This is a genomic window from Bacteroides sp. OM05-12, from assembly GCF_003438995.1.
GTDB lineage: Bacteria > Bacteroidota > Bacteroidia > Bacteroidales > Bacteroidaceae > Bacteroides.
On record NZ_QSUN01000007.1, the window covers coordinates 114454 to 134910 of the forward strand.

A 20457-nucleotide genomic window follows, 5' to 3' on the forward strand; every position below is an offset into this window, starting at 1 on the left:
TTTTTTTATACTGTTTTTCACCTGCAAGCACCTTAATGTTTTTTAAAACCATCAGGTTGTTTGAAAAAAGCATAAGGACGTTTGAAAACAAACATACGGTCGGTTGAAAACAAAGGTACGGTCCTTTGTTCACAAACTCCTATCGTTGGCAAACAATCGACCGTATGCTGAACATCAGGTATCACCATTCAACAAGATCTTCATGCAATTTATCCCAATATTATCTGACGATGAATCATAAACAAACAACTTTTGTTTGTGTCCCTACCTTTACGATATATGCCCCGGAAGATAAAGAGTAACTATTTTCTCCTTCTTCCACTCCTACTTGCATAATCAATGTTCCTTGTAGGGAATAAAGCGATAAAACAGACTTTTCCGAAGTTACAACCGTTAAAACGCCTTGAGATGAATGAATGATGCATCCCGATTCGGTATGCTTTTTCAAACCGGAGGGATCTTCATAATCATCCATCGTAATATCATCAATATTAATCCGTTTACTTGAGCTTCCCCCTACTTGTTCAAATTTCAAGCGAATATTACCTTCTTTATTTAACGGATAAGAATACTCCCGCCATTCTCCTTTTATTAAAGGCAGTTTTTCCTCTATGGGTATCCACTCACCACCGTCCAAATTATAGAAAACAGAGAAACTACTTACTGCATCAGTCCCATACACCCCGGCATAGAAAGAAAGCGTGCCTACTCCTCCCATCTTGGCATCTTGCATCTCTAAAATTCCCTCATTACGTAGACGTACACTCTTTGAATCATTCTTTTTATCATTTTCAAGATTTCCAATTACAGCATCATTTAATTTCCAAGAAGCAGCAGAACAGACAACCACTCCCTCTGCATAGGCACTTTTTGATCCGTTTTCGAAGTTCTCAAAAAAGGCTTTTTCCTTGTTTGCCTCTCCCGATACGTTAATAACAATATCATCATCTACATCCAGAGTAGAAAGGATTATCTCTTCTTCATAAATCCCTTCATCAACAGCTCCTAAACGCACATATAAAACCGGATTATTCCCATTGGTTATTACCGCTTGTTCTCCCCAATTTTCACCATCTATACTTACCTGAAATGGATATACAGAAACAATCTCCGTACGATACGTAGTCATTCCTACCATTGTAAGTTTCACCTGTTGAGCAAATGAAGGCCTGCCCGGAGCAGTAAAAAAAGATATTTCTGTAGTAGATGCGGAAAACACAGGTTCCACTGCCGGCATTACAACCGCCACTTCATTAGATACCATATCATCCGTTTCTACCTTATAATAATAGGTAGTAGCAGCTTTAGGCACATCAATGATTTCTTCCGTAGAGGTCACTTTCTTAGGATACCCTGATAACGGTTGATTCTGATCACCATCTTTGGTATATACAGACAAAGTTACTTCTGAAACACCGGGCATTTTCATCCAACTCGCTGTAAACTTCTTCGAGTATGGCGTACAAACAATATTCTTAGCCTCATAAGCCGGAATGCCATCCCAAAAGTCAGCCAGGACAGTTACCGTTTCTATTTTGCCGTCATACGAAAAAGTCAACACTCCGCTCTGCTGCCCCGCAACAGTAGGAGCACAACTCACGATAACTTCCACTCCTTTTTCTACCTCTTCCGAAGTCACTTTTTGCTTCGAAAGGGCAAATAAATTATTAGAAGAACTTATCGTTAAACCATCTTCAGACAAATTCCGTCCTCTAACCGTAAATGTTTTCTCCGCTCCCAAGCTTAAAGCCTGCAAGCCAAAGTCTATTGTAGACTTATCTTCCGGTATAAATAATTCCGGACTTAAAGACTCCGGCTGCGTATAAAAGGCCGTTGAAGTCCGGTCTCCCCAAATATATTCTGCCAAGTCAGGATAATCAATAAACGGATTACGATTACCTTGTATCGCATAAACGCTCTCATTTCGTTCACGTTCCAAATCATCCACAGGATCATCCTTACACCACTTCAATAGTAATTTATAAGCCCATTCCTGAAATACCGGATACGTATTATTCTCTAACAAATATTTAAGTCCGTCCCCCCGCCATAAGTCTGCAAAATCTTCATAGCAAGTTACCATATACAGATAGGTACGGGCAAAATCTCCTTTATATCTATCAGCCGGCTCCCAAGCTGTCATTACTTCACCACGAGATGATGATTTTCCGACCTTGATAACACCATTATCATAAGGATTTTCACCATCTACCACACCTATCGGATGATTACTCTTCTTAATATTTGCAGGGCCATCCGACGGATACAAATGATGCAAATCTTTATATGCCTGATTCTCTATTTTGCCCCACCAGCTATTGGCAAAAGCATGTTCGATATTCATACCGGACACCGCCTTCAAGCCATTAAATTCACGTTCTATATTTGAATAGCGATCCAGTACTTTATTCCCATCCAACATATCTGTCTTTGTAAAGCCTTCCCAAGTATAGCCTACGCCCTGACCACCATATTTCAAGACTGTTGCATCTTTTATAATATTATGTAAAGCAGTTTTCAACTGACGTTCTTTCATTCCTTCCGCCTGATTATAATATCCGGGAGGAATAGCAGCCCATAGCTGCAACGAAACGACTAAAAAAAGCAGACTAATGATATAAGGAGACTTCATTCTCATAACAATTGTTTTTATGTTCTGACAAATATATCGAAAATTAAACAACTAACTCATAATTAATTAATATATTTTTCTTATGAAGAGCAAAAAAGAAAAACCGTCATTGTCTGTTTTTCAAAACAATGACGGCTCACACTATATATTACAATCTATTCCCTGATCTACAAAGCAACTTTATGTCCGTTAACAATATACATACCTGAAGGAAGCGAGAACTCCGTATCACCGGCATCTACAATTGTTTGTTTGATAAGACGACCTACTACATCGTAAATTCGCACCAGGTTTTCTTTATCTGTTGTAACCCTTATTTTGCCATCTACGGCAGAAACCGAGAAGTTAGAAACCTTTATGCCGTTAAATATTCCTGTCGGAGAGTAAATCTCATCTTTCTTATTTCCCCAAATATATTCTTCGATTCCTTTTAAATCAATAAAAGGGTTACGATTCTTTTGGATCTTATATACAGCATTATTCCTATCTATTTCCTTTTGGCTCACAGGATCTTTACGACTCCACTCCAATAACATATTCATAGCCCACGTTGAAAAAGCCGGATATGATGTACCATTAAGCATATCACACTTCCAAGAAGATACATTTTGCTCATAACAAGTAACCATATAAAAATAAGTACGGGCAAAATCACCTTTATATTCATCATCCGGTTCAAAAACCGTACCCGAATAACCGGGATATGAAGATTTACCTAATACACCTCTCGCTTCCGCAATAGCTTTCTTCCCATTATCAGTTTCTCCAAAAGGATAATTTCCCCTTTGGCTATTCACTTGAACATCCGTGGGGTATAAATGAAATAGATCAGTGTACATGGGTTTAGCATCATTAAACCAGCTTTTTGGAAAAGAATGCTCTCTATTATAACTATCACTACTTTGTCCGTGGTTCTGATCTTCCCCAAATACATACTTTTTGGATGAATACATATCCCAAACAAATCCCTCAGAAGTTTTATCCGTTTTCTCAAAATCAGTCCATAAATTACTATAAGAACGTTCTGTATGATTTCGAATTATTCCAGACAAAGCTGTTTTTAAAGCACTACCACCTTTGCCATCCGCACCATCATAATATCCATCCGGTGCTTGTGCCCAAGCAATCAAATATATGCAGCATAAAGCTACAGATACAATAAATCTCTGTGAGTAAAATTTCTTCATAGCCTACTATTTAGTTATAAAATGTCCGTTTCTCCATTCATAAACCACCGGATCTGTCTTCAAGAACGAACATAATTCTTCAGACGAATCTTTATCCAAATAATCTATCGTGGTATATGTGAATATTAAAGTTTGGGAATCCGGTGACAAATCAGCCTTTATCAGACTCATATCCGCTTTCTTTAATGCCAGATTTCTCTTTTCAATATCAATCGTATCAGATACTTGTAAAAATACATCTACTGATGGCAAAGTTATAAAGTCACTCATAGGCAAGTCTTTCCAGTCTGTCGAATAAAAAGAGATGTGACTGTCACTAGCCGGACCATTATAAGTTTCGACGGCACATATAACATTTACAGAGTCATTAACCGGCAAGAGCTTCATTTGTAACGTACTCGCAGAAGTCGTTTCCAACAAGAGATAATCTTTTGTTAAAGTTTTCATCTCCGACATATTCTCAAACTTATTCTTTACTTGCGCACGCATATTACTTTCCAGAAAATCAGCAAAATCAGCACGATTATTCTTCGTTAACAACAGGCACATGGAATCAGGCATATTTATAAAAACATCCTTTATATTCTGTGACTGCATCAAAGAAGGTAATAATAGTGAGATAAGAAGCAATATCTTTTTCATATCCGTTTCTTTTTATTTAGACCCCAAATATAAGAATATCATTCCGATTAGTACTAATATGAGGTCAATAGCTTTACTTTTTAAATTCTTTTCACGGAAGAACATTGCACCGAAAATAAAAGACACAATCACGCTTCCTCTGCGAATCATCGAGACAATAGATATCATAGAGTCTTCATAAGTCAGCGCATAGAAATAAACGAAATCAGCGGCAGAAAGAAATACAGAAATCAAGATGATACACCAATCCCAACGAAAAGGTGTCGTATTCTTACGAGTGGGATACCAAAGAAATAAAAGCATGGCTCCCATCATAAAAAGTTGATATATATTATACCAAGACTGAACAATCATCCGGTCAAAACGTCCCATCAAGAATTTATCATATAAACCGCTAATGGCCCCTAACACAGAAGCTAATACAATAAAGAGTATCCATTTATTATGTTTAAAATCTATCCCCTCTTTCTTTCCAGACCGACTCAACATAAAAAAAGAAACGATGGCAAGCAAGACACCGATCCATTGATAAAGATTAAGACGTTCACCAAAAACAAGCATTGCTCCTACAAGTACCATAACCGGACGTGTTGCATTAATCGGCCCCACAATCGTTATAGGTAAATGCTTCATTCCAAAATAGCCGAACACCCACGAGGAAAGTACAATAAAAGATTTCAGTATAATAAACTTATGCACTTCCCATCCTTCAGTCGGAACATAGAAAATAGTCTGTTGCATCCAGGCCGGATTCCAAACAGAAAACAATATAAAAGGCAAAAAGATAAGGCTGGAAAACAAAGTATTCAAGAATAAAACAGGAATTACAGCATTATTCTTTAACGACTGCTTCTTAAATACATCATAAAAGCCCAATAATGTTGCCGAAAGAAAAGCTAAAAACAACCACATACCAACTATAATTATATAAATATATCTGTAGGATATTCTACATCAACAAGAAATAAAGCATGTCCCGGAGCTGAACTACCGGCTTTTCCACGATCTTTCATTTCAATGACGCTGCAAAAATCATCCACTGTCAACTTTCCTCTTCCCACTTCAAGCAATGTACCGACAATAGCCCTTACCATATTTCGCAGGAAACGGTCTGCTTTAATTGTAAACACCCAATCATGCTCACCCTCCTGTATCCATTCCGCATGCATGATCTTACAATTATTTGTCTTCACATCTGTATGTAACTTGCTGAAACTTGTAAAATCGGTATAATCAAATAAAGTACACGCTGCTTTATTCATTGCACAAAAGTCCAGACTTCCATGAATCTTATATTTCAAATGCCTGTTAAACGGATACTTTACAGTAGTAATATAATACTTATAGGTGCGCGAAAGTGCATCAAATCGTGCATGAGCTTCCGGTTTTACTTTACGAACCTGAAAGATAGAGATATCCGGAGGCAGCAAACGGTTTAACTTTTCCGTCAAAAGAAGCAAATCCAATTCCTCCCCATAATCAAAATGAGCAGTCATCCGCAACGCATGCACACCGGCATCAGTGCGCCCTGCACCGATTACTTCCACCTCTTTACGAAGAAAAGTAGCCAATGCTTTCATCAGGCACTCCTGAATACTTATACCATTCGGCTGAATTTGCCACCCATGATAATTCGTCCCCTCATAAGCCAAATCTATAAAATATCGTTGCATACGTTTCTACAATCTTGTTGTGATATGAAAGCACCCTTGCTTTAACTCATACTTAACATAGCACCACTCTTTCTTTCGTAAATCGCGAAGTACTTCCGCAAGTACCATTTTCAGTTTCTCAGGACGAACGTCCTCATCCTCTTCCTTTACTTTCTCAAAACGACGATAACTTATATCAAAAGTAGTTCCATAAAAATGTGCCGAATTCAAAGATGCATTACCATTACGCCTACGCAGACGTTTTACATCATCTTTAGTACGTAATACGGAAGTCACAATAATTCTATTGGAACATAAGCCCTTTGCTTTCAAAGAATCCTGAAAATTAGTAGCTATTTTAGTCAATAACACACTGGCAGAAGGAATTAAATAAGGAATAGAATGAGTCAATGAATCCATCGCATAATATCCATTCGGAGCAACCTTCAACAATTTATTCTTTGCCATTTCTGCTTCTTCACGATCATCAAGGGGCACAATACCTCTTTTGGTGGCTGAAGACAAATGCAAGTCATTCAAATCTCCAAAAGTGCGTTTGTAACTGACAACTCCTTTTATTTTATTAGGGGTCCTATTCTTCACAGAAGCTGCATCTGCTTTATTCTTGCCACCACAAGAAATACATAAAAACATTGACAGTATGATAAAGATAGGAAAATCTCGTCTCATTTTAATATTCATCCCAGACATTAATCTTAATTTCGGAGTGCAAATATATACTAAAAACCTGTCAGAGAGAAAAGTTATGCAAATTAATTCCATCGGAAAAGCAAAACAATTCAAACGATTGATTAAATTTGCAGGCAAATTCAAAATTTGTACGCAAGTACCTTAATAAATTAATGATAGAGAAACTTATTGTTTTAGAGGATGTTGATCCTGTTATCTTTTATGGTGTAAATAACGCCAACATCCAACTTATCAAAGCTTTGTATCCAAAGCTACGTATTGTCGCCCGAGGCAATGTCATTAAAGTTTTAGGCGATGAAGAAGAAATGTGCGCCTTTGAAGAAAACATCATCGCTTTGGAAAAGCACTGTGCGCAATATAATTCTCTAAAAGAAGAAGCAATCATAGATATTATTAAAGGAAATACTCCACAAGTAGAAAAGAACGGCAATGTCATCGTATTCAGTGTTACAGGCAAACCTATCATCCCCAGAAGTGACAATCAATTGAAACTTGTTGAAGATTTCAATAAAAACGACATGATATTTGCCATCGGGCCAGCCGGTTCCGGTAAGACATACACGGCTATTGCTCTCGCTGTGAGAGCCTTAAAAAACAAAGAAATCAAAAAGATTATTTTAAGCCGACCGGCTGTGGAAGCAGGAGAGAAACTTGGTTTCTTACCCGGTGACATGAAAGATAAGATTGATCCATATCTCCAACCATTGTATGATGCCCTCCAAGACATGATACCTGCCGCAAAGCTTAAGGAGTACATGGAATTGAATATCATCCAGATAGCTCCACTCGCTTTCATGCGCGGACGCACTTTGAATGATGCCGTAGTCATTTTGGATGAGGCACAGAATACTACCACTCAACAAATAAAAATGTTCCTTACCCGTATGGGCATGAACACTAAAATGATTGTCACAGGAGATATGACACAGATCGATCTTCCCTCTTCTCAAACTTCCGGATTGGTACAAGCCATGAAAATATTGAAAGGAGTAAAAGGTATTAGTTTTATAGAATTGAACAAAAAAGATATTGTACGTCACAAGCTGGTAACCAGAATAGTTGAGGCTTACGAGAAATTCGAAGAAAAAGCCAAATTGGATAAAGAAGAAAAAAGAAAAGCAGAACAACAAAAGTCTTAATAAATAATATAACAATGAGCAAAGCATTAACAAGAACAGATTTCAACTTTCCGGGACAAAAAAACGTCTATCATGGAAAAGTACGCGATGTGTATAACATCAATGGCGAAAAACTGGTTATGGTAGCAACCGACCGTATTTCTGCATTTGATGTCGTATTACCGAAAGGTATTCCTTACAAAGGACAAATGCTCAATCAGATTGCTGCGAAATTCCTTGATGCAACAACAGATATTTGCCCTAACTGGAAATTGGCTACTCCGGACCCAATGGTCACCGTAGGTGTGATGTGTGAGGGTTTCCCTGTAGAAATGATTGTACGCGGTTATCTTTGTGGTAGTGCATGGCGTTCTTATAAAAGTGGCGTCCGCGAAATTTGCGGTGTGAAATTGCCCGACGGAATGAGAGAAAACCAGAAATTCCCTGAACCTATCATAACTCCAACAACTAAAGCAGAAATGGGGTTGCATGATGAAGATATCTCAAAAGAGGAAATCCTGAAACAAGGTTTAGCTACCCCCGAAGAATATGCAATCTTAGAGAAATATACTCTTGAACTTTTCAAAAGAGGAAGTGAAATAGCTGCAGAGCGTGGCTTAATTCTCGTTGATACAAAGTATGAATTCGGAAAGTATAACGGCAAAATCTACTTGATGGATGAAATACACACACCGGATTCAAGCCGCTATTTCTATTCTGAAGGTTATCAGGAACGTTTCGAAAAAGGCGAAGCTCAAAAACAGTTATCAAAAGAGTTTGTGCGCGAATGGCTGATGGACAACGGTTTTCAAGGAAAAGCAGGACAGCAAGTACCCGAAATGACAGATGAGATTGTTAACTCAATTAGTGAGCGTTATATGGAATTATTCGAGCATATCACAGGTGAGAAATTCCAAAAAGCCGATACAGATAACATTGTCGAAAGAATCGAAAAGAATGTAATGACATTCCTTTCCAAGTAATTTATCATAACTGATAGTGAAAGAGTAAACTAGCTCTTTCGCTATCTTTTTCATTAGAAGCATGAATTACCCACAAGAAAACATCAAACCATATAACGCTGATGAAAAGAAAAGCGTACAGGTAGAGAAAATGTTTGACAACATTGCTCATGTCTACGACAGATTGAATCATACCCTATCCCTAGGTATTGATAAAAGCTGGCGACGCAAGGCTATAGCATGGCTCAAGCCTTTCCATCCGCAACGTATCATGGATGTAGCTACCGGTACGGGTGACTTTGCCATTCAAGCATATCAGGATTTACTTCCTGAAGAACTTATCGGCACTGATATTTCTGAAGGCATGATGAATGTGGGAAAAGAAAAAGTACAAAGAAACGGACTTACAGGCAAAATAATATTCGCCAAAGAAGATTGTACTTCACTAACATTTGGAGCGGAAAGCTTTGATGCAGTGACAGTAGCATTCGGTGTCCGCAACTTTGAAGACCTTGATAAAGGATTATCGGAGATCTGCCGCGTACTAACACCAAATGGCAAATTGGTAATTCTGGAACTTTCTTACCCTGAAAAGTTCCCAATGAAACAATTGTATGCTATTTATTCAAGAATAGTTATACCTACCCTTGGCAAACTGTTTTCTAAAGACAACAGTGCCTACCACTATCTCCCTCAATCCATCAAAGCCTTCCCTCAAGGAGAAGTAATGAAAAATATCATTGGCAAAGCCGGTTTTCGGGAAGTCAGTTTCAAGCGACTGACATTCGGTATTTGCACACTTTATATGGCTAGTAAATAATAACGAATTAAAAAACACTTTCTTATGCAAAAGTATGGTTTAATAGGCTATCCGCTAAAACACTCTTTCTCTATCAGTTATTTCAATGAGAAATTCCAATCGGAGGGTATCGATGCCGAATATGTCAACTTTGAGATACCTTCTATCAATGACTTGCCCGGAATCATAAAAGGAAATCCCAATTTGCAAGGTTTTAATGTGACCATACCTTATAAAGAGAAAGTAATTTCCTATCTGGATGAAATAGATAAAACCGCAATTCCCATCGGTGCCATCAACGTAGTTAAAGTTATACGCCAAAAAGGAAAGGTAAAACTCATCGGCTACAACTCCGATATAATCGGCTTTACCCGTTCCATCGAACCATTATTGGAATCCCATCACAAAAAAGCATTGATATTAGGAACCGGAGGAGCGGCAAAAGCCGTCTATCACGGACTAAAAAGTTTAGGAGTTGAGAGTGTTTATGTTACACGCCAAACAAGACCGGATATGCTTACTTACGAAGAGCTTACTCCGGAAATTATAGCAGAACATACTATCATTGTCAATTGTACACCGATAGGGATGTACCCCCAAGTGGATTTCTGTCCCAATATTCCTTATGAATATCTGACACCCAACCATTTACTCTACGATTTGTTATATAATCCGGACACCACTCTCTTTATGAAAAAAGGAGCAGCGAAAGGAGCAGTAGTCAAAAACGGATTGGAAATGCTTTTATTACAAGCATTTGCAGCTTGGGAAATATGGAACAAATGAAAAAGAGACTCTTCTACGGCATCGCTATTACTTTACTTATCCTCATAGGAATCACTATCGGAGGAAGTTTTTTCATGCTGAATTTCTCCTTGAAACCGCATAACAGAGGGAAAGACATTCAAAGTTCTTATGAATATATGTATCAAGCCTATCCATATCTGAAACCTTGGGTAGACAGTTTGAATACCGTATCCGCCTTGAAAGACACTTTCATCCATGCAAACGACGGGACTCGTCTGCATGCATTCTATATAGCAGCTAATCGCCCTACGGACAAAACAGCCGTGATTGTGCATGGTTATACGGACAATGCCATTCGTATGTTCATGATAGGCTATTTATATAATCATGATTTTAACTATAATATTCTTCTTCCTGACCTGCGTAACACCGGACTCAGCGATGGAGATTATATACAAATGGGATGGAGAGATCGCTTCGATGTACTACAATGGATGGATATTGCCAACCGGATATATGGTGATTCCACACAAATGGTGGTACATGGTATTTCCATGGGAGCAGCAACCACAATGATGGTTTCCGGAGAACAGCCTCAACCCGGGTATGTAAAATGCTACGTAGAAGACTGCGGGTATACCAGCGTGTGGGATGAATTTTCTTATCAACTCAAAGACATGTTCCATCTTCCACCATGCCCATTAATGTACAGCACCAATGCTTTATGCCGGTTCGAATACGGATGGGATTTCAAAGAAGCCTCTGCGGTAAAGCAAGTAGCCAAATGCCTCCTTCCCATGTTATTCATTCATGGTGATGCAGATACTTACGTACCGACATGGATGGTATACGAACTTTACAAAGCAAAGCCTGAACCAAAGGAGTTGTGGATTGTGCCCGGTGCAACACACGCAATGTCTTATCGGGATGATACTGAAGAATATGTAAATAAGGTACGACTGTTTGTAGATAAATATATTAAATAGATATCTTTTTCTTTATATAAAAAATAAGATTCTATTTACGATGACTCTAAAAGGATAATAATTCTCAAAGACAGTATCACCCATTATTACATTTCCACATTGATCACAATAAAATGAAACCAGAAGATTATAATCTTCTTTATTATACTCTATTTCAACTCTTCACAATTCTAGTTTTCAACCCAAAAGCCTAATATATGTCCATTATTCTGTCTATAAATCTCATTAGCTATATTATCTTCTGTTAATACATATATACCATCAATATTCTTCACATAAACTTTATTATTAAAGATTTGATAATCAAGTCCATCTATTGAATAAGGAAATTCGAATGAAGCTAAAAGAATTGTTTCGGAAGGAGATTTTAAGTAATACGTATATAACCGTAATATATTTGTATCATTAGTAGTCCTTTCTAGTGTCATATAAGAAATAATTTCAGATGAAAGCCATTGGGCAACTCCCCATAAAGGATATTCCATTCCTACTTTATAGTCATCGCTTAATTCCGGAAATTCCCGAATTGTCCGAACTTTTCGATTTCTAAGATCAAATACATTTAGTAATACAGAATGTTTCTTCACCCCTGCACCTCTAGGATTAGCATCATAATATAAAACTTTGAGATCTTTCAATTCTTGAGATAAGTTCTTTGATAATTCTTCATCCGTAGATACAGAAATGCATTTCTTAGCACGCAAATCCATAAGAAAAAAATCTCTCTTAGCATTATCACAATCAATTTCTATATCATTCTTATCCCATACCACATAACAATCTAAATTGGGAAATGCTCCACCACCACCTAATAAAAGAGTATCAAAATCAAATTCCCAGTCTCCCAATCTATCTATTTTCATTTCATAATTCTCGAATTCTTTATTCCATGAATATAAAACCAGTGTAGAGTTTTTTAATAATACATACCCTAAAGGTCCATACTTTTTCTGCAACCTCATCCGGCCTTCATTTACAAAATACTCTGTTACAGTAATAGAGTCCAAACTACTGGCACGACTAACTATTATTATTTTTTCACTACCCCAGCCAAAAATAGAAAAAAACAATCCCCAAAATAATATTATATTTTTCATCCTAATATATTCCTTATATTCTACTCAGTGAAAATAAAATCAATAAATTCACAACCACTCTCCTGAAATTTATAAGTTTTCAATCCATCCTCTGAGATTGTAAAAATACCATCTTTATCTAAAAAATAACAGATATTCTCTCTTATTTGATATTTTACATCAGACGTACAATTAATCGGTGGAAAACATTTAAAAAGCTTTAAGACCTTCGTTTCTACATTATAATTCCATATCATTAAAGTACGTTCATTCACACCGTAAGAGACTACATAAGTAAACTCCACGGGAGAAATCCATTGAGTGGCAGAATGTAGGACGACTAGATCATCACAGGATACAGGTATTGAATAATCTTTAAATGAGTATGAACATTTAGATGATATATCACATATATTCAATGTTTTTCTCCACCTATCCTCCACCAATCTTGGCTGATAATCAATATAGGAAACATATTTAGGATAGACAAAATCACTATCAGTACTTAATTTCCCATCTTCACTTATCAACTTCCCTATCTTACCGGAATTAAGATCTACGATTTCCAATACATACTGATTTGATTCATAATCCATTAATACATCTGTAGAATCAACAATAACATATCTACGGTCATAAGTACTTGCAGTTTGACGTTCAGTAGGTTCAAATGGTAATGTATCGGTTCTTATACTATTTTCACCAATCAATGAAACGATACGTTTTGAATCATAATTCAATCGAAGCAAACAGTCTCCTTTAAAACAAAGTACTTCATTATATCCTCCTTTCATTTCCTTACGTTCTAATATTTTAGAGAAGTCAGCAGAGGTTCTATACAATAACATAATGGAGTCTTTTTTTGCTACAATTTCAGCAAATGGCAAACTCACAATTTCCTTGCAGATCATTCCTGGTAAACTAAATAACAGGAAAAATAAAATTAAAATACATCTACACATATTATTTTCTATTTACGATAACTCTAAAAGAATAATAATTCTCAAAGACAGTATCACCTATTATTGTATATTCTATTTCATATCCCAATTGTTCACAATAAAGTGGAGCCAAAACACTATTATCTTTCAAAATATTTTCGCTAATTCTTGTGGATAAATTGACTAAGAATAAATTATTATTTTCTTCATTCTATTCTCTATTTAATTGTAACTTAAACTTTTTTACTCCTTCCAATTAATTAAATTCATCCCATCCTATTCTTTTCTCTATTTACTAGTAGACCAAAAACTAATAATAAAAAACAGTGGAAACTTTTTCTCCAGCATAACCATTACTCAATGTATATATACCATAATATATAGATTTATTGGACTTGAACCTTTATGTTTTACTTACCATTAGACTAAATGCTATTGAATTTCCAATCGTTTATATACAAATGAATTTGGATCATCAAATAGTCTGGCTTTTATGATTAACTTATCAGAATTCAGCCAATACATTGATATGGGAAACCATCCTTTACTTTTTAATGTTTCTATTAATTTTATCTTACTATTTCGATTTTTATAGATTTGAATCCCTCTATAATTATCTCCAGATGGAATATCATATGTTGCTATATACCCACTCGAAGAAATGGATATATTTGATAATAATTTCTGAATTAGATAACCTTTACAATTCACTAGACATAAATCTTCATTATTGCAATCAATTATTTTTAATATGCAAAGATTCATTTCATTTATCCAACCAACATATTCAATTTCGTAATCATCTTCCTGAATATAACATCGACTAATTTCTTTTTTTAATAGCTCCATACAATTTCTTTTGTGCATAGAATTCATGTCAATAAAGATATTATAATTACTTTCTTGAGCTTTTTTGAATTCTTCAGCTGTTGCTGACGTTATAATAAAGCCAAAAGCATTACTACTTAAACAAAACACTAATTGCATTAATAAAAGTACCTTTCTCATAATCATTTCCGATTTAACTGTAACAAGAATCTATTTACACCTTTTAATTGTATATTAAATTGATCCCAACCATTAAATTAGCATAGAAAAAATAGATTTTTACAATTTACTATTTTTCCTATCCAAATAGTAACTATATAAATAAATATGATAACCTAAATAAATCCCTAACAACAATACAAGAATATAACTGTATATAATATGTTGATAGGATAATCTAAAAACTCCATAGAGAAACAAATATCCAAGATATCCATAAACCATTATAACATTTAAATGAATTATAATATAATCATAAATCCTTCTCATTATCATTTATTTGACTTTTTATTTTTCAGATAACCTGCAATAGCACTGACTCCAATAAAAAAACTTAAACATAACACTTAATATAAACAACAGTAAAGAAGGATTATCATAACTGATTTTATTATGATTCTAAAGAACTTGTTTATATATTTTCTTATACTTTTCATTCTTACTTTACTATAATAGTTTCTTATAAATTGGATATTTTATATGAGTTTCATAACGTTTCTAACAATTATTAGAAGAATCCCACAATCCTTTCATCTCAAATACTATTCCATCCCTTTTTCCGGACGAAGTTTAACATACCAATAGGCAGTATCAGGATATACACACATTACATCACTATATGAGATTTCTCTTTCATAATGAAAAAGATCCGAAATAAATATTGGATAAAAATTAGATTTGTCAACCTGAACCAAAGTATCAGGATATATAATTTCCCTCATCACAGAATCTACAGGCACATTGGAAGGTATACGTTTAAGAACCCGTATGGAGTTATCATAATCCTTCGCAATCGGGATATATATAAATTGGCTGTTACGGATATAATCAGTGATATATTCACGATAACGTTTCTTATTCTTTTCCAGTTTATCGAAAAAACACCTAGTTGACGGATCATTCCATTGATTCAAAATACTCCCACTAATTTGGGCACTATCATCAATACAACGAATATTATTCCCATAAATCTTTATCCAGCTCCGTGAACCTAATGCTATTGTGTCCATGCCATGTACCATATAAAAACCACCCCAAATTGGTTTCGAAGAATCAGGGGTACTCATATAATCAAGTTGCATATATGAACCGATTGCCCATTTTCTTTCAATCGTATTGAATATCCTAAAGAAAAATGTTATATTCTCCGGAATTGAATCATTTTTTTCCGGATTATAATTAGACATACTCACAGAGACAAAATCCAGCTCTATCTTTATAGAATTGGGAGATCCCTTGCGCATTTGATCTCCCATAGAGTTAGAATATACTATTAATGGTATAATTATCATTAAGATTACTATATTAAATATATTCTTTTTCATTAATTCCAAATGTTAATTTAATGGTAAATCATTCATCATAGACAATCGTATATCCTAAAGAAAAAAAAGGAACAATCTTGTCTCTATCTATCTTTAATGCCTCATTCCATGGGGTTAAGCGATAAAGTGTATTTGATGTCCATTCCTCTATTCTACCCCAAAAGCGTTCAACTAATAGAGTATCTTCATAATAATAGTAATAATTATTATTGTTATTTTCCTCTTCAAAATCAGAACAGTTATAAATATATTCAATCACTAAAGGCATCATCTTTTTTACTTCTATACAAAACTGTGGGTAATCAACTTTTATTCCTTTATCTTCAAGGCCTTGTAATTCTTCCTGATAATCTTTCACAATTGGTCTGTATATAAATTTACTATTACTAATATAATCATAGATATATTTTTCATAATGAACAACAGGTATTTTCAGAAGGAAATCCAACAACTCCATTTTACGATTAGAATAATCTATATCATTGATTTGCGGATCAAACATTATGGAATTTCTACTTTTAACAATTGGAACACCAAGCATATGCGAAGATAGCATAAGGCTATCCCTACTATGAATCATCCAGAATTCCCCATAACGTTTATCTGCAATCTCTCTAAAATAAAAATCTGTGCTTGAATCGAATATAAAATTATGATCAGTTTGATTATTTACCGACACAAAAAATATTATTGAGACAGGAACAGAATCTCTATCAGCTAATTGACCTAGGCACACAGCTATACGTTTAATATCAACAACTATACTGCTTTGCTCATTATTTTGAAGTAATATATTTCCTGAAGTCCTTTCATTAAAGGAGCAACTTTGTAATAAAGCAATACATAATAGCATTATAAATTTATTTTTTTCTGAGATACAAAAGATATAATCCATAAATACCATTTTTAGATTCATTTGACAGTTTCTTATAAGTTGAATGTTTTATTTGAGCTTCATAACATTTTCTTTGACCAGCCACACAACCACCAATTATTATTTCTATATTTCTACCCTAGTTCAAAGATTTCCACTATTTCTTATGAATCGCATACGCTATAAAGAATAAGACATTACTACTTCTTTTCATTATACTTTATTTCAATGTCATTTATCATTTCTTCTCATTAGGAACACCAATAATAAATTGAATAATATTTATATCTCTTTCATTAATAAAAGTATCTAAAGAAAATGATAAATCTTTCAAGTATAAGTTATTCTTAATATTAACTTTCACCTGAGGACACAACATAACTAAACCATCATGTTTATTATATCGAAATGCCGAATAAATAAGCTTGTTTACATCTATATTCGGATGTTTACATAAATATTGTTTCTTTACTGATGTAAGTAGTTCGATAAAATCATCATTGTAATAGTTTCGCATTATTCTGCCATCCGAGTCAAATATTTCACACGTATTTAATTTATAAATAAAATGAGACTTCTCAAGAGGCATCTCCAAATCTTTGCATACATTTTTTTGAATTTCAATTTTCTTATGCTTATATGTTATTATTAAACGACCTTGCTTTTGAGCCATTTGCATTTTATCTCTATTATTAAGAATAAAATCAAGTGTTTTCGCATCACGCGTAAAAATTGGAGGAGCAGATTTTAAATATAAATCAAAAGATTTATATTCATATTCAGCATTTACAATCTGCCATATAAAATCACTCAATTCATCTAAAGTTTCGGGATATCGCAAATAAGCATCATAAAAGTCATTTACTCTCCAATATAGATTTTCTTCTACATTCATTGACGAAACTTGTTTTCCAATCGTACAACTATTACAATACACCAATATAATTGATGCAATTATCAAATACACATATCTCATTGTTTCTTTGAAAAAAATAAACTATTATATAATTTACTCGCGAAATAATTGCTTTATCTACTAGTTGATATATTTGCCCCTCAAAAGAGTCAGCAGTCAACTGACTACCCAATAAGCTATAATAAATATTATTTATTGTATAAGTTCTACCTAAATATGCTCCATTATTTATGATCTTATTTAAATCGTCCTGAGAATGTACTAAATCATCGTATCTATACTCCCATTCTCCCTCATCATTTTGAACTTTATTTCAATCCATTCCATTAATACTCCAACAGGATTATTCAGCCTGCACTTATTTATGGAAGGCTATATTTAACATTAAAATTTATTAATCTGCATCAATAGATAATCATATTTGGACAGATAAACACCTTTCTCTTTCGCTTTTTTTCTATTATATTCATATAAATCCATTAATTCTCCAGGAAATCCCAAATTAATAGTTTTCCAATCATTATTTTTAAAATATTCCCTTGCAGATGCAATTATATGACTTTTAGGAACATTTGGAGGATCCTGAGTATAACATATATAAAATTGTATTCTACTTTCTATTAAATAGGTTTCTATTAAGGTAATAAAATCATTAGTTATAATCCAATTTGACCTGACTATATCAAGTTTTAAAACAGCCCCCAAAGAATCTACTTGGGAAACAAACATAATCTTTATATTATTATCAAGTAAAAAACTAATAGAATCTTTTCCAAATGTTTCTATCATTACCTTTGATATAAGTGCTGAATTTCGTTTTAGACAATCACTATCTACGCTAACATTCATTTGAGAAAATGATAAAACAGAAACATAAGAATATAAAAACATGGCTATTAATAAATGTTTCATAATCAATAATATTATTTAAGTATATCCGAATAATATACAAAGAAAAAGTTAATTATAAGCATTCCATTAATACAGAAAGAATATAGATTTTTACAATCTACTATTTTCCCTATCCAAATAATGATTTCTATATAAATAAATATGATAACCTAAATAAATCCCTAACAACAATACAAGAATATAACTGTATATAATATGTTGATGGGATAATCTAAAAACTCCATAGATAAACAAATATCCAAGAAATCCATAAACCATTATTACATTTAAATGAATTATAACATAATCATAAATCCTTCTCATCATCATTTATTTGACTTTTTATTTTTCAGACAACCTGCAATAGCACTAACTCCAATAAAAGAGCTTAAACATAATGCAATATATGCATATATCGTAAAAACTCCTAATTCCATCAATTCACTTTTTAGAACAAGTATAAAAACTGTAAATATAATAGTAGGTATTGTAAGCTTATTACTTAACATATCCAGAAATTTTATCATTCTCATTTTTCAATCCAATATTATAAACTACAACATTTTCTCCGTTCATATTGCAAGCTCTCTCTAAACTTGCATCACAAAATTCCGGATCAATATAAGGTAATGTCACATACATTGAAAATTCAATGATAGTATCTCATTCCAAAAGAGTACAAAAGACTATATTTATTTTAGGTACATTTAAAGGATTATAAATAGTATCTACCAAATCCATAAAACTATATAATTCTTCTAATGCCTGCATCTTGAATAAACGTACAGTATCCTCATTCTGTATTGTGGTATTAACATATTGATCTTTCAAAATATCAGATTATAATCTTTCTTGTTTAGATGTACAAGCAAAAACAAGAAACAATAAAATTATGATACATTTAATGAGTTATATATGATTAGAAAACGCCAAATAAGAAACGCCAAGGATTATTCTTGATTTTTCTTACGGTTCATATTCAAGAGTCATTTTTTAATTCTACTTTAAAGCAATCCATAAAATACATACACAACATTATAATTATATTTAATATATTCCTAAGACAACATTTATTCTTCATTAGTAGGATCAAACTATTAACATGATTAATTATCACAATTCAACGTCCAAAATCAAAGGTTGAAAACATTTCCAATAGAGTTATATTTCTCCTCTAATAAATATGCATTCTATTATAAAATAAATAAACAAGCCCAACAATATGAGACATAAAAACTTAATAAAAATAGGAAATATACGCTCTTTATTATTTTTTATCCAGTTTATATCCAAACTCAAGAAAAAAAGTATGAATCCCGTAATAGGAAATAATAAAATTTGACCACACAACAGAAACTTGACAGCCAAAATCCAATTGCCCATTAATATATAAATAAATAGGAACACAACAAATAAGATTATATCAAAAATAAGACTCTTTCTTAAAGATAACCACGCATTTCTTTTATGACGTAATTTAAGCAAAAGCAAAACCAAAACAGGAGTTATATTTATTATAAGCAAGTCTTTATATACAATATCTTTCGTGTAGCTATAAATTATATTTATATGCTCAAATTCATTGAGAAATAGATTTTGCTTTGTTTTTTCATATTCTTTTTCTGATAAAGGACCACTTTTTTTCCAAGGGACTCCTTTCTCCACAGGAGGCAATAATTCTATAACATAATAGCCTAATATGCTATCGCAATGCACATTACATTGTTTTGCTATAATATATTTTTTATTCCAATAAACATCGGTTATGAAACCCTCCATAAGTCCAACACTACCACTTCCATCAGGGTAATTATAGTACAAAGTTGTTAATTCTGGCATATTAATCCAGCCTATACTATAATCTATCCCTTCCAATTCTTCGAAATATGAATCACATGAAGTTACAAATAGACTTATTATCAATACATATAAGTGAAATCTCATTTTCATA

20 protein-coding genes are annotated in these 20457 nt (G+C 33.6%); 5 read left to right on the plus strand and 15 right to left on the minus strand.

What is annotated here, in order from left to right:
• Positions 1–235: 235 nt before the first annotated feature.
• The 6 genes from DXB63_RS08390 to DXB63_RS08415 all read right to left on the minus strand — a co-directional run bounded on the left by DXB63_RS08390 (position 236) and on the right by DXB63_RS08415 (position 6803).
• A complete protein-coding gene (locus tag DXB63_RS08390) occupies positions 236–2638 on the minus strand; it encodes an endonuclease (RefSeq protein WP_122125958.1) in 2403 nt (800 codons plus the stop codon).
• Between the two features lie 161 nt (positions 2639–2799).
• The gene (locus DXB63_RS08395) at positions 2800–3819 is read right to left on the minus strand and encodes an endonuclease (protein ID WP_122125959.1); all 1020 of its coding nucleotides are present in this window, start codon (positions 3817–3819) and stop codon (positions 2800–2802) included.
• A gap of 6 nt (positions 3820–3825) precedes the next feature.
• Positions 3826–4461: a DUF3256 family protein gene (locus tag DXB63_RS08400; protein WP_122125960.1), complete on the minus strand. Its 636-nt coding sequence runs from the start codon at positions 4459–4461 to the stop codon at positions 3826–3828.
• A gap of 12 nt (positions 4462–4473) precedes the next feature.
• Complete coding sequence (locus DXB63_RS08405; RefSeq protein WP_122125961.1) at positions 4474–5373, minus strand: DMT family transporter; 900 nt, start codon at positions 5371–5373, stop codon at positions 4474–4476.
• Positions 5374–5384: 11 nt separating this feature from the next.
• Positions 5385–6134: a tRNA pseudouridine(38-40) synthase TruA gene (gene truA, locus DXB63_RS08410; RefSeq protein ID WP_122125962.1), complete on the minus strand. Its 750-nt coding sequence runs from the start codon at positions 6132–6134 to the stop codon at positions 5385–5387.
• 6 nt (positions 6135–6140) lie between these two features.
• Positions 6141–6803 carry a DUF5715 family protein gene (locus DXB63_RS08415; protein WP_122126010.1) on the minus strand — a complete coding sequence of 221 codons (663 nt, stop codon included), beginning with the start codon at positions 6801–6803 and terminating at the stop codon, positions 6141–6143.
• A 173-nt stretch (positions 6804–6976) separates the two neighbouring features.
• On the opposite strand from DXB63_RS08415, the gene DXB63_RS08420 reads away from it, so the two are divergent.
• The 5 genes from DXB63_RS08420 (at position 6977) to DXB63_RS08440 (ending at position 11436) form a co-directional block, all read left to right on the plus strand.
• Positions 6977–7963 carry a PhoH family protein gene (locus tag DXB63_RS08420; protein ID WP_122125963.1) on the plus strand — a complete coding sequence of 329 codons (987 nt, stop codon included), beginning with the start codon at positions 6977–6979 and terminating at the stop codon, positions 7961–7963.
• A gap of 14 nt (positions 7964–7977) precedes the next feature.
• Complete coding sequence (locus DXB63_RS08425) at positions 7978–8925, plus strand: phosphoribosylaminoimidazolesuccinocarboxamide synthase (protein WP_122125964.1); 948 nt, start codon at positions 7978–7980, stop codon at positions 8923–8925.
• A 61-nt stretch (positions 8926–8986) separates the two neighbouring features.
• Positions 8987–9724: a bifunctional demethylmenaquinone methyltransferase/2-methoxy-6-polyprenyl-1,4-benzoquinol methylase UbiE gene (gene ubiE / locus DXB63_RS08430; protein ID WP_122125965.1), complete on the plus strand. Its 738-nt coding sequence runs from the start codon at positions 8987–8989 to the stop codon at positions 9722–9724.
• 24 nt (positions 9725–9748) lie between these two features.
• A complete protein-coding gene (locus DXB63_RS08435) occupies positions 9749–10489 on the plus strand; it encodes a shikimate dehydrogenase (RefSeq protein WP_122125966.1) in 741 nt (246 codons plus the stop codon).
• A complete protein-coding gene (locus DXB63_RS08440; RefSeq protein ID WP_122126011.1) occupies positions 10486–11436 on the plus strand; it encodes an alpha/beta hydrolase in 951 nt (316 codons plus the stop codon). Before DXB63_RS08435 ends, DXB63_RS08440 begins: the two co-directional genes overlap by 4 nt.
• A 170-nt stretch (positions 11437–11606) precedes the next feature.
• Here the strand turns inward: DXB63_RS08440 and DXB63_RS08445 are convergent, their stop codons facing one another.
• The 9 genes from DXB63_RS08445 to DXB63_RS08485 all read right to left on the minus strand — a co-directional run bounded on the left by DXB63_RS08445 (position 11607) and on the right by DXB63_RS08485 (position 20456).
• Positions 11607–12533 (minus strand): hypothetical protein, encoded by a 927-nt coding sequence (locus DXB63_RS08445; protein WP_122125967.1) that lies wholly within the window; start codon positions 12531–12533, stop codon positions 11607–11609.
• A 20-nt stretch (positions 12534–12553) separates the two neighbouring features.
• A complete protein-coding gene (locus tag DXB63_RS08450) occupies positions 12554–13360 on the minus strand; it encodes a hypothetical protein (RefSeq protein ID WP_122348146.1) in 807 nt (268 codons plus the stop codon).
• 525 nt (positions 13361–13885) lie between these two features.
• Entirely contained in the window at positions 13886–14461 is a 576-nt protein-coding gene (locus tag DXB63_RS08455) for a hypothetical protein (protein WP_147332274.1), read from the minus strand.
• A gap of 581 nt (positions 14462–15042) precedes the next feature.
• Positions 15043–15825 (minus strand): hypothetical protein, encoded by a 783-nt coding sequence (locus tag DXB63_RS08460; protein ID WP_122125970.1) that lies wholly within the window; start codon positions 15823–15825, stop codon positions 15043–15045.
• Positions 15826–15853: 28 nt separating this feature from the next.
• Positions 15854–16720 carry a hypothetical protein gene (locus DXB63_RS08465; protein ID WP_147332275.1) on the minus strand — a complete coding sequence of 289 codons (867 nt, stop codon included), beginning with the start codon at positions 16718–16720 and terminating at the stop codon, positions 15854–15856.
• Between the two features lie 217 nt (positions 16721–16937).
• Positions 16938–17594: a hypothetical protein gene (locus DXB63_RS08470; protein WP_122125972.1), complete on the minus strand. Its 657-nt coding sequence runs from the start codon at positions 17592–17594 to the stop codon at positions 16938–16940.
• A gap of 405 nt (positions 17595–17999) precedes the next feature.
• Entirely contained in the window at positions 18000–18527 is a 528-nt protein-coding gene (locus DXB63_RS08475; protein ID WP_147332276.1) for a hypothetical protein, read from the minus strand.
• A 642-nt stretch (positions 18528–19169) separates the two neighbouring features.
• The gene (locus DXB63_RS17925) at positions 19170–19337 is read right to left on the minus strand and encodes a hypothetical protein (RefSeq protein WP_158563658.1); all 168 of its coding nucleotides are present in this window, start codon (positions 19335–19337) and stop codon (positions 19170–19172) included.
• Positions 19338–19667: 330 nt separating this feature from the next.
• Positions 19668–20456 carry a hypothetical protein gene (locus DXB63_RS08485; protein WP_122125975.1) on the minus strand — a complete coding sequence of 263 codons (789 nt, stop codon included), beginning with the start codon at positions 20454–20456 and terminating at the stop codon, positions 19668–19670.
• Position 20457 lies beyond the last annotated feature (1 nt).

Bases quoted from the DNA above. Each gene is read 5' to 3' on its own strand.
- DXB63_RS08460 (WP_122125970.1), bottom strand. From the start codon at position 15,825: ATGAAAAAGAATATATTTAATATAGTAATCTTAATGATAATTATACCA.
- DXB63_RS08420 (WP_122125963.1), top strand. From the start codon at position 6,977: ATGATAGAGAAACTTATTGTTTTAGAGGATGTTGATCCTGTTATCTTT.
- DXB63_RS08475 (WP_147332276.1), bottom strand. From the start codon at position 18,527: ATGAAACATTTATTAATAGCCATGTTTTTATATTCTTATGTTTCTGTT.
- DXB63_RS08465 (WP_147332275.1), bottom strand. From the start codon at position 16,720: ATGGATTATATCTTTTGTATCTCAGAAAAAAATAAATTTATAATGCTA.
- DXB63_RS08395 (WP_122125959.1), bottom strand. From the start codon at position 3,819: ATGAAGAAATTTTACTCACAGAGATTTATTGTATCTGTAGCTTTATGC.
- DXB63_RS08445 (WP_122125967.1), bottom strand. From the start codon at position 12,533: ATGAAAAATATAATATTATTTTGGGGATTGTTTTTTTCTATTTTTGGC.
- DXB63_RS08435 (WP_122125966.1), top strand. From the start codon at position 9,749: ATGCAAAAGTATGGTTTAATAGGCTATCCGCTAAAACACTCTTTCTCT.
- DXB63_RS08470 (WP_122125972.1), bottom strand. From the start codon at position 17,594: ATGAATGTAGAAGAAAATCTATATTGGAGAGTAAATGACTTTTATGAT.
- DXB63_RS08485 (WP_122125975.1), bottom strand. From the start codon at position 20,456: ATGAAAATGAGATTTCACTTATATGTATTGATAATAAGTCTATTTGTA.
- DXB63_RS08415 (WP_122126010.1), bottom strand. From the start codon at position 6,803: ATGAGACGAGATTTTCCTATCTTTATCATACTGTCAATGTTTTTATGT.
- ubiE (WP_122125965.1), top strand. From the start codon at position 8,987: ATGAATTACCCACAAGAAAACATCAAACCATATAACGCTGATGAAAAG.
- DXB63_RS08400 (WP_122125960.1), bottom strand. From the start codon at position 4,461: ATGAAAAAGATATTGCTTCTTATCTCACTATTATTACCTTCTTTGATG.
- DXB63_RS08425 (WP_122125964.1), top strand. From the start codon at position 7,978: ATGAGCAAAGCATTAACAAGAACAGATTTCAACTTTCCGGGACAAAAA.
- DXB63_RS08390 (WP_122125958.1), bottom strand. From the start codon at position 2,638: ATGAGAATGAAGTCTCCTTATATCATTAGTCTGCTTTTTTTAGTCGTT.
- DXB63_RS08440 (WP_122126011.1), top strand. From the start codon at position 10,486: ATGAAAAAGAGACTCTTCTACGGCATCGCTATTACTTTACTTATCCTC.
- DXB63_RS08405 (WP_122125961.1), bottom strand. From the start codon at position 5,373: ATGTGGTTGTTTTTAGCTTTTCTTTCGGCAACATTATTGGGCTTTTAT.
- DXB63_RS08455 (WP_147332274.1), bottom strand. From the start codon at position 14,461: ATGAGAAAGGTACTTTTATTAATGCAATTAGTGTTTTGTTTAAGTAGT.
- truA (WP_122125962.1), bottom strand. From the start codon at position 6,134: ATGCAACGATATTTTATAGATTTGGCTTATGAGGGGACGAATTATCAT.
- DXB63_RS08450 (WP_122348146.1), bottom strand. From the start codon at position 13,360: ATGTTATTGTATAGAACCTCTGCTGACTTCTCTAAAATATTAGAACGT.